Source organism: Brevibacterium sp. 'Marine', from assembly GCF_012844365.1.
Taxonomy (GTDB): domain Bacteria; phylum Actinomycetota; class Actinomycetes; order Actinomycetales; family Brevibacteriaceae; genus Brevibacterium.
Genome location: NZ_CP051626.1, coordinates 2,480,940 through 2,496,506, shown reverse-complemented (window position 1 = coordinate 2,496,506; position 15,567 = coordinate 2,480,940). Strand labels below are relative to the sequence as shown.

Below are 15,567 nucleotides of genomic sequence, written 5' to 3'. Positions count from 1 at the left end.
GTCGGTTCCGCGCCGGCACAGACCACAGATTCGAAAGGACCGAAGTGACCGACATCTTCAGTGAACTCAAGGCCCGCGGGCTCGTCGCAGTTTCCACCGACGAGACCGCCCTGCAGAAAGCCCTGGCCGAGGAGTCGCTGACCTATTATGTCGGTTTCGATCCGACGGCCCCGAGCCTGCACATGGGCAACCTCGTCCAGCTGCTCACCGCCGCTCGCCTCCAGCGGGCCGGACACAACCCGCTCGCCCTCGTCGGCGGCGCCACCGGCCTCATCGGCGACCCCCGCATGTCGGGGGAGCGGACGCTCAACCCGCGTGAAGTCGTCGAGGAATGGGTCGCGAAGATCCGCACCCAGGTCGAGAAGTTCCTCGACTTCGACGGACCCAACGCCGCCCAGATCGTCAACAACCTCGACTGGACTTCGAAGCTGTCGGCCATCGACTTCCTCCGCGACATCGGCAAGCACTTCCCGGTCAACCGGATGCTCGCGAAGGAATCCGTCTCCGCCCGCCTCAACAGCGAAGCCGGCATCTCCTTCACCGAGTTCTCGTACCAGATCCTCCAGGGCAACGACTACCTCGAGCTCAACCGCCGCTACGGCTGCTCTCTGCAGACCGGCGGCTCCGATCAGTGGGGCAACCTCACCTCGGGCGTCGACCTCATCCGCCGCGTCGAGCAGAAGTCCGTCCACGCCCTGGCCACCCCGCTGATCACGAAGGCCGACGGCACGAAGTTCGGCAAGACCGAATCCGGCACCGTGTGGCTCGATTCGTCGCTGACCAGTCCGTACGCGTTCAGCCAGTTCTGGCTCAACGCCGACGACCGCGACGTGGTGAAGTACCTCAAGGTGTTCTCGCTGCGTCCGCTCGACGAGATCGAAGCCATCGAAGCCGAGTTCACCGCCGCCCCGCACACCCGTGTGGCGCAGAAGGCCCTCGCCGAGGATGTCACCACCCTTGTCCACGGACGCCAAGCCTACGAGCAGGCCATCGCTGCCGCCTCCGCCCTCTTCGGTGGGGGAGAGCTCGCCGGCCTCGACGCCTCGACGCTGGGTGCCGCAACCTCCGAGCTGCCCCGCGGTGAGGTGTCCGCGACTCAGTTGGCCGAAGGGCTGCCGATCGCCGATGCCTTCGTCACCGCCGGCATCGTCAAGTCCAAGGGCGAGGCCCGCCGTGCCATCAAGGACGGCGGCGCCTACATCAACAACGTCAAGGTCGCCGACCAGGAGCAGACCCTGACCTCGGCCGATGTGCTCTCCACGGAAGCCGGGGGAGTCGTTCTCCTGCGCCGCGGCAAGAAGACCCTCGGCGCCGTCGATATCGTCGGCTGAGCAAACCGCAGACCCTGACAATGCCGCGTCCTCCTCTGTCGGAGGGCGCGGCATTGTCATATTCACGACGATTGGATCCGTCCGACAACGGGAAACCTTGTCATCGGCGAATACAAATTAGCGGGTTGTAGAGGCAACGTCGGCTGCGGCATTGCGGCTAGGGGAATGCAGTCAGTCAGCGTGCGCCCTGGCAGCCTGCGGTCAACCGGACCGGCGATGTGGGGCCATCACCATGGAAAAGCATGCGGTCATCGAGCAGACTGGCAGATGACGGACAACCGCACGAATACCGACTGACGAACGCACGAGGAGATCATGCGCACCCTGCTCAACATCATCTGGTTCATCTTCTCCGGCCTCTGGCTGGCACTCGGGTACTGGGCCGCCGGCATCATCGCCTGCATCTTCATCGTCACCATCCCCTGGGGCATCGCGTCCTTCCGCATCGGCAACTATGCACTGTGGCCCTTCGGACGCGAAGTCATCGAGACCCGCCCGGCGGGAGTGGCGACGACCCTGGGCAACATCATCTGGCTCATCGTCGCCGGAGTTTGGCTGGCCATCGGCCACGTCATCACCTCGATTCCTCTGTTCATCTCGATCATCGGCATCCCCCTCGGCTGGGCGAACATCAAACTCATTCCCGTCTCGCTCATGCCCTTGGGCAAGCAGATCGTCGACAGTGATCGGCTCATGCCCGGCTACCGGGGCGTGTAAGACAGGGGCTTAAGAACTCTGCTCCTCGAGTTCCTCGAGAGAGATGCTGCCTTTGCGGACTGCCCACAGCACGCGACGAGTGCGCACAATCCGGGGCAGGGTGATGATCAGCAGACCTCCGAGCATGTTGAGCGGGATCACGATTGCGAACCACTGCAGGAAGTCGAAAATCGAAATATCCGCGCCCGCCATCATGGCGGCGAAGATGACGATCGCATTGATGGCTCCGTGCAACATGCTGACTCCGATCACCAACAGGCCGGTGATCATACAGACGATCGCCTTGACGACATCATTCGACGTTCCCTGCTGCATACGGGTCGACAAAGTGATCGTCGCGCCGGCGAGAAGTGAGAGAGCGAGCATGACGATGAGCGAAGACTGGTTGATATAGCCGAGCGCCATATCCGCGATCGTCTTGTGATAGTCCGGGAGGGCGATGACGATCAGCCAGGCGAAGACCGCGCCGCCAATCAGGTTTGTCACGAGGGTGGTCAACCAGAGGCGAAATACCTGTACCCAATTCGCCTGGCCGGCGATGACGGCGTTGATCGGGAGGAGGAACTCTTCGGTGAATAGCTCCGAATGCGCGAGCTTCAAAGCCAATAGGCCGATGCCGAACGCCATCCCTGCCAGAATCTCCGACCCGGTTGCTTGCTTGACGAGCACCATGGCCAATATGCCGAGACCGACATCGATGCCGCCGAAGAGCCCGGTGACTATGAGTTCCGGCCACTTCCGGTTGAGCCGCTTGGCACCCTCCGTGACTGTATTTGCCGCCTCGTCGATGAGGGCGTCTTCAAGATCGAGGTCGTTTCGGCCAAGTCGTTCTCGCTGCTCTTTCTGAGTCATCCCGTCAGTGTAGGGGCTGGGACGACCCGAAACGCTGGGAATCACCTGCACGGCGAGGGCCAGGGACTGCCGTCGGCGAGAACCTGGCGGGGCTCGGGAGCCGTGCTGCTGTGCCTGTGGAAGTAGGTGTGAAACCGGGTGTATACACCCGGTGACGGGTGTCACAGCAAGATTTCCGTTCTCGAGTTGCACGTCGCCTCTGGGGTGGTCTAGAGTTATATCTCGTTGCCCCGCCGGAAACGAGGTTCACGGAACACCGTTTCTACCGGGTCTGACCAGGACAAACACAGTTTGATCCAAGTGTTCAGGCGATCGGGTGGGTGACAGGAAAATGAAACTGATACCCCCAGTGAACACACTGTCTTTGTGGTGTGGTGATGGGTGTGTGTTTGTGGTTTGAGAATCCAATAGCGTGTTTGTTTGAACAAGTTGTGATGCCAGAACAATTTATTTTCTGGTAAGACAATCACCTGGCCAAACATTGGTTCACTCCTGGTGGGTGGTTCTTCGCCGAACCATCTGCTGTGTGGGGTGGATGGTGTGTTTGGTCAGTAATTTTATGGGTCAACCTTCTCACCCCGTGAGGGGTTGGCTGTCTTGCTGGGATTCATTCGTGACATAAGTTTTTTATGGAGAGTTTGATCCTGGCTCAGGACGAACGCTGGCTGCGTGCTTAACACATGCAAGTCGAACGCTGAAGCCAGAAGCTTGCTTCTGGTGGATGAGTGGCGAACGGGTGAGTAACACGTGAGTAACCTGCCCCTGATTTCGGGATAAGCCTGGGAAACTGGGTCTAATACCGGATACGACCATCCCTCGCATGAGGGTTGGTGGAAAGTTTTTCGATCGGGGATGGGCTCGCGGCCTATCAGCTTGTTGGTGGGGTAATGGCCTACCAAGGCGACGACGGGTAGCCGGCCTGAGAGGGCGACCGGCCACACTGGGACTGAGACACGGCCCAGACTCCTACGGGAGGCAGCAGTGGGGAATATTGCACAATGGGGGAAACCCTGATGCAGCGACGCAGCGTGCGGGATGACGGCCTTCGGGTTGTAAACCGCTTTCAGCAGGGAAGAAGCCGTAAGGTGACGGTACCTGCAGAAGAAGTACCGGCTAACTACGTGCCAGCAGCCGCGGTAATACGTAGGGTACGAGCGTTGTCCGGAATTATTGGGCGTAAAGAGCTCGTAGGTGGTTGGTCACGTCTGCTGTGGAAACGCAACGCTTAACGTTGCGCGTGCAGTGGGTACGGGCTGACTAGAGTGCAGTAGGGGAGTCTGGAATTCCTGGTGTAGCGGTGAAATGCGCAGATATCAGGAGGAACACCGGTGGCGAAGGCGGGACTCTGGGCTGTAACTGACACTGAGGAGCGAAAGCATGGGGAGCGAACAGGATTAGATACCCTGGTAGTCCATGCCGTAAACGTTGGGCACTAGGTGTGGGGGACATTCCACGTTCTCCGCGCCGTAGCTAACGCATTAAGTGCCCCGCCTGGGGAGTACGGTCGCAAGGCTAAAACTCAAAGGAATTGACGGGGGCCCGCACAAGCGGCGGAGCATGCGGATTAATTCGATGCAACGCGAAGAACCTTACCAAGGCTTGACATACACTGGACCGTTCTGGAAACAGTTCTTCTCTTTGGAGCTGGTGTACAGGTGGTGCATGGTTGTCGTCAGCTCGTGTCGTGAGATGTTGGGTTAAGTCCCGCAACGAGCGCAACCCTCGTTCTATGTTGCCAGCACGTGATGGTGGGAACTCATAGGAGACTGCCGGGGTCAACTCGGAGGAAGGTGGGGATGACGTCAAATCATCATGCCCTTTATGTCTTGGGCTTCACGCATGCTACAATGGCTGGTACAGAGAGAGGCGAACCCGTGAGGGTGAGCGAATCCCTTAAAGCCAGTCTCAGTTCGGATCGTAGTCTGCAATTCGACTACGTGAAGTCGGAGTCGCTAGTAATCGCAGATCAGCAACGCTGCGGTGAATACGTTCCCGGGCCTTGTACACACCGCCCGTCAAGTCACGAAAGTCGGTAACACCCGAAGCCGGTGTCCCAACCCCTTGTGGGAGGGGGCCGTCTAAGGTGGGACTGGTGATTGGGACTAAGTCGTAACAAGGTAGCCGTACCGGAAGGTGCGGCTGGATCACCTCCTTTCTAAGGAGCACACATCAGAACCCCAACAACAGAAACCGTCCGTGTTTCTGGTTGGGAGCTCAAGGGTGGAACATCACTTCTTTCGCTCATACCTTCCAGCGTGGTGTGGCCTGTGTGCCATGACGACGGTGGTGATCGGGTGGGCTAGAACTGACACGTTATTGGGTCCTGGAATCACAAACCCCAACCATGGGTTGGGTGTGGTTTCAACCAACAGGACCAACCCGACGGCCAAACAGCAGCGAAATGGTGTTGTGTGGTGGCCGGTGTTTGGTAGTGGTTTGAGAATCGTATAGTGGACGCGAGCATCAAACAACACAAGTGTTGTTGATGTAATGTGATTTTTCTTGTCATCATCTAGTTGAGGTGAATGAAACAATTTTTCGCGCACACGAAGCCAATTCCTGAAAGGGGGTTGGGTGAGTGTGTAAGAGCGCATGGTGGATGCCTTGGCATCAGGAGCCGATGAAGGACGTGGAAATCTGCGATAAGCCTCGGGGAGCCGATAAACAGGCGTTGATCCGAGGGTCTCCGAATGGGGAAACCCCGCCACTCGTGAGGGTGGTGACCCGTGTCTGAATATATAGGGCATGTGGAGGGAACGCGGGGAAGTGAAACATCTCAGTACCCGCAGGAAGAGAAAATAACAATGATTCCGGGAGTAGTGGCGAGCGAAACTGGATGAGCCTAAACCTTGTCAGTGTCAAGCGTGCTGGTGTTGCTGTCAGGGTGTTGTGGGGTGTGCATGGTCCGGTTCAGCATGACTGGTCCGCGATTGGTGTTGGTGTAGTCGAACCTGGTGGGAAACAGGACCGGAGTGGGTGAGAGTCCCGTAGACGAAACATTGACCTGTCGTGGTGTGTGCGTTGCCCGAGTAGCACGGAACTCGTGGAATTTCGTGTGAATCTGCCAGGACCACCTGGTAAGGCTAAATACTTCCTGATGACCGATAGCGGAATGAGTACCGTGAGGGAATGGTGAAAAGTACCCCGGGAGGGGAGTGAAAGAGTACCTGAAACCATGTGCTTACAATCCGTCAGAGCAGTATCTTGATGACTGTGATGGCGTGCCTTTTGAAGAATGAGCCTGCGAGTTAGCGGTGCGTGGCGAGGTTAACCCGTGTGGGGTAGCCGTAGCGAAAGCGAGTCCGAATAGGGCGAATTGAGTCGCGTGTCCTAGACCCGAAGCGGAGTGATCTAGCCATGGGCAGGGTGAAGCGTGTGTAAGAGCGCGTGGAGGCCCGCACCCACTTCAGTTGAAAATGGAGGGGATGACCTGTGGTTAGGGGTGAAAGGCCAATCAAACTCTGTGATAGCTGGTTCTCCCCGAAATGCATTTAGGTGCAGCGTTGCGTGGTTCTTGCTGGAGGTAGAGCTACTGGATGGCTGATGGGCCCTACCGGGTTACTGACGTCAACTAAACTCCGAATGCCAGTCAAGGTTCAGCGTGGCAGTGAGACAGTGGGGGATAAGCTTCATTGTCGAGAGGGAAACAGCCCAGACCATCAACTAAGGCCCCTAAGCGTGTGCTCAGTGGGAAAGGATGTTCAGTTGCGAAGACAACCAGGAGGTTGGCTTAGAAGCAGCCATCCTTGAAAGAGTGCGTAATAGCTCACTGGTCAAGTGATTGAGCGCCGATAATGTAGCGGGGCTAAGTACACCGCCGAAGTTGTGGCAGCACCACGGTTAGCCGTAATGGTGTGGTGTTGGGTAGGGGAGCGTCGAGTTGCCGGAGAAGCTGCCGTGTGAACGAGTGGTGGAGGCGATTCGAGTGAGAATGCAGGCATGAGTAGCGAAAGACGGGTGAGAAACCCGTCCACCGGATGACCAAGGGTTCCAGGGCTAGGCTAATCCGCCCTGGGTAAGTCGGGACCTAAGGCGAGGCCGACAGGCGTAGTCGATGGACAACCAGTTGATATTCTGGTACCGACACACAACCGACAGTACCAAAACACACGATACTAACCCCGTCGCTCACCCCTGACATCTTCGGATGTTGGTCTGGGTGAGAAATGGGGGACCTGAGTGTGGAGTCGGTAAGCGTGAGGTGTGACGCAGAAAGGTAGCCAGGCCGTGCGATGGTAGTCACGGTCTAAGGTTGTAGCACGTGGGGGTAGGTAAATCCGTCCCCACAAGTGTGTGAGAGCTGATGGGCGCCCCACAATTGGTGGGGTGATCTGGTGATCCTCTGCTGCCGAGAAAAGCATCGACGTGAGGGTGTGTGTTGCCCGTACCCTATAACCGACACAGGTGGTCGAGTAGAGAATACTAAGGTGATCGAGAGAATCGTGGTTAAGGAACTCGGCAAAATGCCCCCGTAACTTCGGGAGAAGGGGGACCATCCCGGTGAACCCAACTTGCTTGGGGATGTGCTGGTGGTGGTCGCAGAGGCCAGAGAGAAGCGACTGTTTATTAAAAACACAGGTCCGTGCGAAGATGTAAGTCGATGTATACGGACTGACGCCTGCCCGGTGCTGGAAGGTTAAGAGGACCTGTTAACCCTTTGGGGTGAAGCGGAGAATTTAAGCCCCAGTAAACGGCGGTGGTAACTATAACCATCCTAAGGTAGCGAAATTCCTTGTCGGGTAAGTTCCGACCTGCACGAATGGCGTAACGACTTCTCTGCTGTCTCAACCACGAACTCGGCGAAATTGCATTACGAGTAAAGATGCTCGTTACGCGCAGCAGGACGGAAAGACCCCGAGACCTTCACTATAGTTTGGTATTGGGATTCGGTGTGGTTTGTGTAGGATAGGTGGAAGACTGGGAAGCCTCGACGCTAGTTGGGGTGGAGTCGATCGGTGAAATACCACTCTGACCATAGTGGATTCCTTAACTTCGGACCCTGATCGGGTTCAGGGACAGTGCCTGATGGGTAGTTTAACTGGGGCGGTTGCCTCCTAAAGAGTAACGGAGGCGCCCAAAGGTTCCCTCAGCCTGGTTGGCAATCAGGTGTCGAGTGTAAGTGCACAAGGGAGCTTGACTGTGAGACGGACGTGTCGAGCAGGAGCGAAAGCTGGGACTAGTGACCCGGCCATGGCTTGTGGAAGCGTGGTCGCTCAACGGATAAAAGGTACCTCGGGGATAACAGGCTGATCTTGCCCAAGAGTCCATATCGACGGCATGGTTTGGCACCTCGATGTCGGCTCGTCGCATCCTGGGGCTGGAGTCGGTCCCAAGGGTTGGGCTGTTCGCCCATTAAAGCGGTACGCGAGCTGGGTTTAGAACGTCGTGAGACAGTTCGGTCCCTATCCGCTGCGTGCGTAGGAAATTTGTGGAGGTCTGTCCTTAGTACGAGAGGACCGGGACGGACGAACCTCTGGTGTGCCAGTTGTTCCGCCAGGAGCATGGCTGGTTGGCTACGTTCGGGATGGATAACCGCTGAAAGCATCTAAGCGGGAAGCCGGCTCCGAGATGAGATTTCCAACTGACTTTTGTCAGGGGAGGTGTCCTATAGATGATGGGGTTGATAGGCCGGGTATGGAAGCACTGTGAGGTGTGGAGTTGACTGGTACTAATACACCGATCACTCATCAACTTTTCCCTTTTGTGGGGTTGGTGTGTGCGAGAGAGTGTTTCTGTGAGTAATCTTTTCTGGTTGTGATGAGAGAATGCGCCCTTGTGGGGTGCGCATGACATTGTTTTTGGTGTTCGCGTTCGCTGTGCGGTTCTTGGACCACTACCGCTGACAATCCTTGTGGGTTGTGGTGGTGGTCTGTGTGGTTTTGCGGTGGTGATAGTGGTGGGGAAACGCCCGGTTAACCGTTCCGATCCCGGTAGCTAAGCCCATTCGCGCTGATGGTACTGCAACTTGGTGGTTGTGGGAGAGTAAGTGACTGCCGCAATAATTTTTGGGGTGATGGCCTCGTTCGATCCTTCGTGGGTTGGGCGGGGCCATCACTGTATTCACGGATGGACACGATGACGATGACAATTGACGCGCTCAAGGCCGAACTTGCTCGCACCGGCGAGGTCGCGATCGGCTTCAGTCGCACGAAGCAGTTTCTGCGCAATCCAGCTGCTTTCCTCCGATCGCCTCGGTCCGGCCGTCCCGCACCTCAAGTGATCGTCAATGACTTCGGGCTGTGGGCTGCTGTCGACGGCTTTCCCGATGGAGGCGTGCCATGGAGTCGGATTCTCGAAGTCCACATCGCCAAGGTGAATGTCAGCGCCTACATCGACGTGAGCATCAGGACACCGGATACTCCCGACCGGCGACGGACGCTGCGCCTGCCGCACATGCTCACGATTGACCCGGAAACCCTCGCCAAATGGATTGTCATGGAACTGATGGAGCGCGGAAACCCGATCTGAGGGCCGGGCGTCGAGTCCACGCTGGACCCACTGAACCAGTGTCCGTGTACTGCTGAACTTCCGCGTACTGCTGAACGGGCAGTGCCGGAATGTTGAACGTGTTCCGCTCCAGAACGTGCGAAGTGTTCTTCTCCCGAGTTGCAGGTGCTTGTCGACGGGCGTGTGTCGTGTCACGATGAAGCTGTCCGCTGGGCCGGATGCAAGTGAATAGCGACATCCGAATAGACAGCAAGGGAGACACCGCATGAACGCAACAACCATGATCTGGATTGTCGTCGCGATCGTCGTGGTTCTGATCATCGTCGGGATCATCATCGCAGTCAGCCGCAAGGCGGCAGTGAAGAAGCGCGAACACCAGCGGGAACAGGCCGCGCAGATTCGGCAGGAGGCTGCCGAGTCCGAACACGATGTTCGTGCCCGAGAGGCCGAGGTCGAGAAGCAGAGAGCTGAGGCCAAACGCGCGAAGGCTGACGCCGACGCACGGGCGGCTGAGGCTGATCGTCAGGCTGCACAAGCCGAACAGCTCGACTCGGAAGCGGCTAAGCGGGAAGAAGCTGTGAGAGCAGAGCGTCTCGAGCATGAACGCCGACTGCAACGTGCCGACGAGCTGGATCCGGATGCACCAGAGGCCACAGCCGACTCCCGCCGGTCGGATGACCCTGTCCAACAGCACGACGTCCGTGCCGACGGCTATCCGCCGGAACATGGTGTTCACCCACGGGCCGAAGACTCGGTGGCCGACGAGCACGGACCTCGCGCCGACCGTCATAGCGCGCGAGACCCCTACGTTGGGAACGACCGACGACTGGACCCTCCCGAGGGCCATGGAGATACCGACACGCCGAAACACTGACACACCTGCCTGCAGAGCAGACAAGCCATCTTGAGTCTGACAAGCCATCTGAGGCAAATATGCCATCTGAGGCAGGCCAGTCATCTCCGGCACACGAACAACCGGAGACAGAGCAGACGGTGCCCGAACCCCATACGGTTCGAGCACCGTCTCGTCGTTCTCGGACTGCGGGGCGCACCAGGCCATGGGGGAGTGTACAGGGTGGGCCGCCTCGGCGAGGGAATGCGCCCGAACGCAACGACACGGATTTGTGACAACCGATTTTGTTGATACGGTGCGACGCTTCTGTAGTGTGGGCGGCAACAACTCTACGGAAGGTACGCCATGCTCGACAAACTGCACGATGCATTGAGACTTCGCACCAACCCGGCCATCTTCTTCTCCTCAGCGGCCGTGATCATCATCTTCGTCCTCGGGACGATCTTCTTCACCGATCAGATCGACGCCGGCGTCTCGGTCGCCTCCGACTGGCTGCTGACGAACCTCGGCTGGTTCTACATCCTCGGCGTCACCGTCTTCGTCGTCTTTCTCATCTACATCGCCGCATCCCGATACGGACGAGCGAAGCTCGGCCCCGACGACGAACCACCGGAGCACTCCAACGGTGCCTGGTTCGCCATGCTCTTCGCCGCCGGAATCGGTTCGATCCTCATGTTCTGGGGCGTGGCCGAACCCGTCAGCCACTTCGGCGACCCGCCCCGTGCCTCCCTCGGAATCGAACCCGGCACGCCGGCCGCAGCCGTCGACGCCATGAACTTCACGTACTACCACTTCACCCTGCACACCTGGGCGATCTTCACTCTGCCCGCACTGTGCTTCGCCTACTTCATCCACAAGCGGAACCTGCCGCCGCGCGTGAGCTCGATCTTCCAGCCCATCCTCGGTGAGCGCATCCACGGACCCATCGGCAAGACGATCGACGTCGTCGCCATCATCGGCACCGTCTTCGGCATCGCCGTCTCGATCGGCCTGGGCACACTGCAGATCAACGGCGGGCTGGCCCAGGTCATCGGCATCCCCGAGAACGCCCTGTGGCAGCTGATCATCATCGGCGTCGTCTGCGGGCTGGCCACGATCTCGGTGTCGCTCGGCCTCGACAAAGGCATCAAGATCCTGTCGAACCTCAACATCGTCGTGGCGGTGCTGCTGCTCGTCTTCATCATCGCCTTCGGACCGACCCTGTTCATGGCCAAAGGCGTCTTCGAATCCCTCGGCACCTACATCCACCAGCTGCCCGAACTCGCACTGTGGAACGACACGTTCGCGAACACCGGATGGCAGAACACCTGGACGGTCTTCTACTGGGCGTGGACGATCACCTGGTCGCCGTTCGTCGGCATCTTCATCGCCCGCATCTCCCGCGGACGCACCATCCGCCAGTTCGTCATCGGCGTCCTCGCCATTCCCTCGGCGTTCTCGATCCTGTGGTTCGGCATCTTCGGCTACGCCTCCTTCGACATCGAGCTCAACCAGGGTGGGGGACTGGTCGACCGAGTCGTCGATCAGGGAGACATCCCAGGTGCGCTGTTCGCGTTCCTCGACCACTACCCGCTGGCCGGCCCCATATCGGTGATCGCGATCGTCCTCGTGATCATCTTCTTCGTCACCTCGGTCGACTCCGCGGCGCTCGTCGTCGACACCATGAACAACGGCCACGAAGACTTCAACCCGCTGCCGCAGCGGATCTTCTGGGCCCTTGCCGTCGCCGTCGTCACCGCGGCCCTGCTGGTGTTCTCCGGCACCGGCGGACTCGAAGCCCTGCAGTCGACGATCATCCTCGTCGGGCTGCCGTTCTTCATCATCGCCTACTTCCAGATCTACGCTCTCATGCGCGCCCTGCGTGAAGACGCCGGCATCCTGCCGCGCGTGCGCATGCGCCGCTGGAAGAAGGTCCTGCCGCCCGAAGAGGTCGAACGCCGACAGGGCGATGACGAACAGTTCGGACACGAATATGACGACGATGAGGAAGTCGTCACCGAACCCGAAGCGGTCGAACCGGCACCGAAGTTCCGGGACCCCTACGTCGAAATCGGTCGAGAGAAGAAGGGCCGGCGCGAGGGGACACTGGCCAGTCGCACAGGCAGCCGCTCGAGCAGTCGCGGACAGGGAAAGGGAGATGACGCGGACTGAGGCTGACCGGTCCGAACGCGACTCTGATCGTCGCGGCCGGATATGACGAAGGGGGCGCTGCACTGGCAGCGCCCCCTTCTCATGTCTTGAGGTCAGATGAAATGGTCAACCGACCGGCTCAGATCACTGACCGTTCTTGATCATCTCTGCGCACTTCTCACCCATCATCATCACGGTGATGTTCGGGTTGACCGTGGTGATCTCCGGCATCGCCGAGGCGTCGACGACGCGCAGACGGTTCACACCCTTGACCCGAAGCTGCGGATCCAGCGGCGACATCTCGTCATCAGGTGCTCCCATGCGCACCGTGCCGACCGGGTGGTAGACGGTGTTGTGGGTGCGGGTGATGTAGTCGGCGATCTGCTCGTCGGTCTGGACGTCCTTGCCGGGGAACAGCTCCTCGCCGGCCCATTCGGACATGGCGTCCTGGGCGACGATCTCACGGGCCTTCTTGATGCCGGCGACCATGACGCGCATGTCGTGGCCCTCCGGATCGGTGAAGTAGCGGGGATCGACCTTCGGCTTGTCTCGGAAGTCCTTCGAGCGCAGACGCACGGTGCCGCGCGACTTCGCATGTGTGACATTCGGGGTCAGGCAGAAGGAGTTCTCCGAGGTGTTGTAGCCCTGGCGCAGGGTGTGCATGTCGAAGGGCACCGAACCGTAGTGCATCATCAGGTCGGGACGGTCGAGCCCCTCCTCGGTGGGGGAGAAGATGCCGATCTCCCACCACTGGGTGGAGTCCTCGACCATGGGCTTCTTGGCCTCCCACGAGATGACACCTTCCGGGTGATCGCCCAGGTGCTCGCCGACTCCCGGCGAGTCGACGCGGGCCTCGATGCCGACCTCGGCGAGGTGGTCCTTCGGGCCGATGCCCGAGAGCATGAGCAGCTGCGGGGTGTTGATGGCGCCGGAGGAGACGATGACTTCCTTCTTCGCCTCGATCCGGTTGGTCTTGCCGAAGGCGTTGTTGACCACGAGCACGGCCGTGCAGTTGTCGTTCTCGTCGAACTCGAGCTCCTTGGCCTGAGTGTCGGTGAGGATCGTGAGGTTCTCGCGGTCGAGGATCGGGTGGAGGTAGGACACCGAGGACGACGAGCGGGTGCCGTCGTCCTTGCGGTTGACCTGGAAGAAGTTCGCACCGTTGATGACGGTCTGACCCTCGTTGAACTGCACGCGGGGGATGCCGGCCTGCTCGCAGGCGTCGAGGAGAGCGATGCCGCAGGGGTCGACCGGGGGCACGTTCATCAGGCTGACCGGGCCGTCGTGGCCGTGGTGGTCGCCGGGCAGCTCATTGTTCTCGAGCTTCTTATACAGGCCGAAGGTGTCCTTCGAACCCCACCCGGTCGCGCCGTGCTTCTCTTCCCAGTCGTCGAGATCCTCGCGCGGAGCCCAGAAGGCGATGCACGAGTTGTGGGAGGAGCAGCCGCCGAGCACCTTGGCGCGGGCGTGGCGCATATGCGAGTTGCCGTTCTCCTGCTCTTCGATCGGGTAGTCCCAGTCGTAGCCGGATTCGAGGAGCTCCATCCAGCGGTTGAGCTGAAGGACGACGTCCTTGTCCGTGTCGGTGGGGCCGGCTTCGAGGAGTCCGACGGTGACCTCGGGGTCCTCGCTCAGCCGGGCTGCGACCGCGGCACCCGCGGAGCCGCCGCCGACGACGACGTAGTCAAAGCTATGAGTAGTCTTCACTGTTCATCTCTCCTTGTTGAGGTAGGCGTCTGCAGGCTGCGACTGATCACTTGGTGTGGTCGGGGAACCAACCGGTGACTGCCGGTTCGAGGTTCTGGTAGATGTGCTTGGCTTCCTGGTACTCGGCGAGACCCGTGGGTCCGAGCTCGCGACCGAAGCCGGACTGCTTGTACCCGCCCCATTCGGCCTGCGGCAGGTAGGGGTGGAAGTCGTTGATCCAGATGGTGCCGTGGCGCAGACGCTGAGCGACCAGCTGGGTCTTGCCCGCATCCTGGCTCCACACGGCTCCGGCGAGACCGTAGTAGGTGTCGTTGGCGATCTCGACGGCCTCGTCGACGGTGGAGAAGGTCTCGACGGTGACGACGGGACCGAAGGCCTCATCGGAGACGACGGACATTCCGCGCTTGACCTGGTCGAGCACGGTCGGCAGGTAGTAGAAGCCGTCGGCCAGATCGCCTTCACCGAACTTGCCGCCGCAGCGCAGTCGGGCACCTTCGGCCACACCCTTCTCGACATAGGCATGCACCTTGTCGCGGTGTGCCGCAGAGATGAGGGGACCGGTCTCGGCGTTCTCATCGAAGGGGCCGCCGAGGCGGATCTGCTCGGCACGTTCGACGAGGCGGTTGACGAATTCCTCGGCGATGGATTCTTCGACGATGAGTCGGGCACCGGCCGAGCACACCTGACCGGAATGGACGAACGCGGCGTTGAGCGCATTGTCCAGGGCCGCCTCGAAGTCGGCATCGGCGAAGACGACGTTCGGGTTCTTGCCGCCGAGTTCGAGGGCGATCTTCTTGATCGTGTCCGCGGCATTGCGTGCCAGCAGGCGACCGGTGACGAGCCCGCCGGTGAACGAGACCATGTCGATGTCTTCGTGAGTCGACAGCGGGGCACCGGCATCGGCACCCGCACCGAGGATGAGGTTGCCGACTCCGGCCGGCAGCCCGAGCTCGTCAAGCACCTGCATGGTGAGGATCGCGGTGTGCGGGGTGAGCTCGGCCGGCTTGAGGACGAAGGCGTTGCCGGCGGCGATGGCCGGAGCGATCTTCCACGCGGCCTGCAGCAGCGGGTAGTTCCATGGGGTGATGAGTGCGCAGACGCCGAGGGGTTCGTGCACGATCTTCGAGGCCACGGTGTCGGTTCCGGCATCGACGACGCGTCCGGCATCGTTTGCGGCGAGCTTGCCGAAGTAGTCGAAGCAGTTCGCGATGTCGTCCATGTCGATCTGCGATTCGACGAAGCGCTTGCCGGTGTCGAGGGACTCGGCACGCGCGAACTCGTCCTTGCGCTCACGCAGCACGGCGGCGAACTTCAGCAGCAGGTCGCCGCGTTCGCTGGCAGGAACCGATGACCAGACGCCGGAGTCGAAGGCACGGCGGGCGGCCTTGATCGCCAGCTCGGTGTCCTCAGGGCTGGCTTCGTCCACCTCGGCGACGAAGCTGCCGTCGGCTGGATTGTGGATCTTCCGGGTTCCACCGTTGACGGCTGAAACCCACTGTCCGTCGATGAAGAGTGTGTTCGGCACGATTT

General features: G+C 59.9%; 8 protein-coding genes and 3 rRNA genes. 8 read left to right on the top strand and 3 right to left on the bottom strand.

Annotation, left to right across the window (positions count from 1 at the left end):
- Positions 1-44: 44 nt before the first annotated feature.
- Together tyrS and HF684_RS11245 are read left to right on the top strand one after the other, a co-directional pair.
- Positions 45-1,331, top strand: a complete 1,287-nt coding sequence (tyrS, locus tag HF684_RS11250; RefSeq protein WP_169252537.1) for a tyrosine--tRNA ligase — start codon at positions 45-47, stop codon at positions 1,329-1,331.
- 315 nt (positions 1,332-1,646) lie between these two features.
- The gene (locus HF684_RS11245) at positions 1,647-2,048 is read left to right on the top strand and encodes a YccF domain-containing protein (RefSeq protein ID WP_169252536.1); all 402 of its coding nucleotides are present in this window, start codon (positions 1,647-1,649) and stop codon (positions 2,046-2,048) included.
- 9 nt (positions 2,049-2,057) lie between these two features.
- Here HF684_RS11245 and HF684_RS11240 read toward each other — a convergent pair whose 3' ends face one another.
- Entirely contained in the window at positions 2,058-2,900 is an 843-nt protein-coding gene (locus HF684_RS11240) for a formate/nitrite transporter family protein (protein ID WP_169252535.1), read from the bottom strand.
- A gap of 626 nt (positions 2,901-3,526) precedes the next feature.
- Here HF684_RS11240 and HF684_RS11235 point away from each other — a divergent pair.
- The 6 genes from HF684_RS11235 (at position 3,527) to HF684_RS11210 (ending at position 12,351) form a co-directional block, all read left to right on the top strand.
- Positions 3,527-5,055, top strand: a 16S ribosomal RNA gene (locus HF684_RS11235).
- Between the two features lie 417 nt (positions 5,056-5,472).
- Positions 5,473-8,592, top strand: a 23S ribosomal RNA gene (locus HF684_RS11230).
- Positions 8,593-8,780: 188 nt separating this feature from the next.
- Positions 8,781-8,899 (top strand): 5S ribosomal RNA (gene rrf / locus HF684_RS11225).
- Together the 16S, 23S and 5S rRNA genes form the textbook arrangement of a ribosomal RNA operon.
- Before the next feature lie 67 nt (positions 8,900-8,966).
- Positions 8,967-9,368 (top strand): hypothetical protein, encoded by a 402-nt coding sequence (locus HF684_RS11220; RefSeq protein ID WP_169252534.1) that lies wholly within the window; start codon positions 8,967-8,969, stop codon positions 9,366-9,368.
- A gap of 244 nt (positions 9,369-9,612) precedes the next feature.
- A complete protein-coding gene (locus tag HF684_RS11215; RefSeq protein WP_169252533.1) occupies positions 9,613-10,221 on the top strand; it encodes a hypothetical protein in 609 nt (202 codons plus the stop codon).
- 324 nt (positions 10,222-10,545) lie between these two features.
- Positions 10,546-12,351 (top strand): BCCT family transporter, encoded by a 1,806-nt coding sequence (locus tag HF684_RS11210; protein ID WP_169252532.1) that lies wholly within the window; start codon positions 10,546-10,548, stop codon positions 12,349-12,351.
- A 123-nt stretch (positions 12,352-12,474) separates the two neighbouring features.
- Here the strand turns inward: HF684_RS11210 and HF684_RS11205 are convergent, their stop codons facing one another.
- Both HF684_RS11205 and HF684_RS11200 read right to left on the bottom strand, forming a co-directional pair.
- Positions 12,475-14,037: a GMC oxidoreductase gene (locus tag HF684_RS11205; RefSeq protein WP_169252531.1), complete on the bottom strand. Its 1,563-nt coding sequence runs from the start codon at positions 14,035-14,037 to the stop codon at positions 12,475-12,477.
- A 46-nt stretch (positions 14,038-14,083) separates the two neighbouring features.
- Positions 14,084-15,562 (bottom strand): aldehyde dehydrogenase family protein, encoded by a 1,479-nt coding sequence (locus tag HF684_RS11200; RefSeq protein ID WP_169252530.1) that lies wholly within the window; start codon positions 15,560-15,562, stop codon positions 14,084-14,086.
- Between the last annotated feature and the right edge of the window lie 5 nt (positions 15,563-15,567).

Coding starts and splice junctions, on each gene's coding strand:
- HF684_RS11245 (WP_169252536.1), top strand. CDS start 1,647: ATGCGCACCCTGCTCAACATCATCTGGTTCATCTTCTCCGGCCTCTGG.
- HF684_RS11240 (WP_169252535.1), bottom strand. CDS start 2,900: ATGACTCAGAAAGAGCAGCGAGAACGACTTGGCCGAAACGACCTCGAT.
- HF684_RS11220 (WP_169252534.1), top strand. CDS start 8,967: ATGGACACGATGACGATGACAATTGACGCGCTCAAGGCCGAACTTGCT.
- HF684_RS11215 (WP_169252533.1), top strand. CDS start 9,613: ATGAACGCAACAACCATGATCTGGATTGTCGTCGCGATCGTCGTGGTT.
- HF684_RS11210 (WP_169252532.1), top strand. CDS start 10,546: ATGCTCGACAAACTGCACGATGCATTGAGACTTCGCACCAACCCGGCC.